Origin of the sequence: Ancylomarina sp. 16SWW S1-10-2, from assembly GCF_009669305.1 — a bacterium.
In the GTDB taxonomy this organism is placed as follows: domain Bacteria; phylum Bacteroidota; class Bacteroidia; order Bacteroidales; family Marinifilaceae; genus Ancylomarina.
Genome location: NZ_SADB01000061.1, coordinates 1 through 1,434, shown reverse-complemented (window position 1 = coordinate 1,434; position 1,434 = coordinate 1). Strand labels below are relative to the sequence as shown.

General features: G+C 59.4%; 1 protein-coding gene and 1 pseudogene. Both read right to left on the bottom strand.

What is annotated here, in order from left to right:
• Positions 1–385 (bottom strand): annotated as a pseudogene (locus tag EMN46_RS18480) (S49 family peptidase); the annotation flags it as partial.
• The coding region (locus tag EMN46_RS18475) for a phage portal protein (RefSeq protein ID WP_154202488.1) at positions 366–1,434 on the bottom strand (1,069 nt) is incomplete at its 5' end. The gene EMN46_RS18475 and the pseudogene EMN46_RS18480, both read right to left, overlap by 20 nt.

Below are 1,434 nucleotides of genomic sequence, written 5' to 3'. Positions count from 1 at the left end.
CGAGCAGAATGCCGTCCACCATCGGATCGCTGGCAGCCTGTTGCAGACGGGCGATAATGCCGTTGTAACCGGTCATCCCCGAGTACGGCTGCAGCGCCCGCGTCCGGCTGACCAGCGTGCCGGACACCGGCAGCACGGCGATGCCGTTCATGACCTGATAACTGCGGGCCTGTCGTGGTCCGTCATCATCACCGGATAATGCCAGCGTCGCGAGTGCCTCCTGGGCAGTCAGGCTGTCGCCGGACACCGCATCCGTCAGGCTGCTGATCCCAAGCTGGCCTGCAAGCGCACAAAAGAAAACCCGCGCATAGGCGGGTTCAAGCATCAGCGGCTCATTAAAGGCCATGCTGGCAATATGCGGGAGATTACGCAGCTCTGCTGTCACTCTTCTCCTCCTCTGTTGATTGTCGCAGCCCGGATTCAAATGCTGCAGCCGCCCAGGCGGGCGGTTTAAGACCGGCTGCACGGCGCTCCATCGTTTCACGGACCTGCTGGGCAAAAATTTCCTGATAGTCGTCACCGCGTTTTGCGCACTCTTTCTCGTAGGTACTCAGTCCGGCTTCTATCAGCATCACCGCTTCCTGAACTTCTTTCAGACCATCGATGGCCATACGACCGGAGCCTATCCAGTCGCAGTTCCCCCAGGCACTGCGGGCTTCCTGAAAACTGAAGCGCGCTTTTGAAGGTAACGTCACCACGCGGCGAACGATGGCCTCTTCCAGCCAGCACAGAAACATCTGGCTCGCCTGACGGGATGCGACGAATTTTCGCCGCCCCATAAAGTACGCCCACGACTCGTTCGCACTGGCCCGTGCCGTGGAGTAGCTCATCTGGGCGTAATTCCGGGAAAGCTGCTCATACGAGACACCCAGCCCGGCAGCGATATACCGCAGCAGTGACTGCTCAAACACGGAGTAGCCGTTATCCGTATCCTGAGCCGTCTGCAGGTTCAGTGAGTCACCCGGCATCAGGTGCGGTACTTTTGCGCCTCCCAGCCGGACCGGCGCTGCGGCGTAATACGCGGCAATTTCACCAATCCAGCCGGTCAGCCTTTCCCGCTGCTCCTGACTGTTCGCGCCCAGAATAAAATCCATCGCTGACTGCGTATCCAGCTCACTCTCAATGGTGGCGGCATACATCGCCTTCACAATGGCGCTCTGCAGCTGCGTGTTCTGCAGCGTGTCGAGCATCTTCATCTGCTCCATCACGCTGTAAAACACATTTGCACCGCGAGTCTGCCCGTCCTCCACGGGTTCAAAAACGTGAATGAACGAGGCGCGCCCGCCGGGTAACTCACGGGGTATCCATGTCCATTTCTGCGGCATCCAGCCAGGATACCCGTCCTCGCTGACGTAATATCCCAGCGCCGCACCGCTGTCATTAATCTGCACACCGGCACGGCAGTTCCGGCTGTCGCCGGTATTGTTCGGGTTG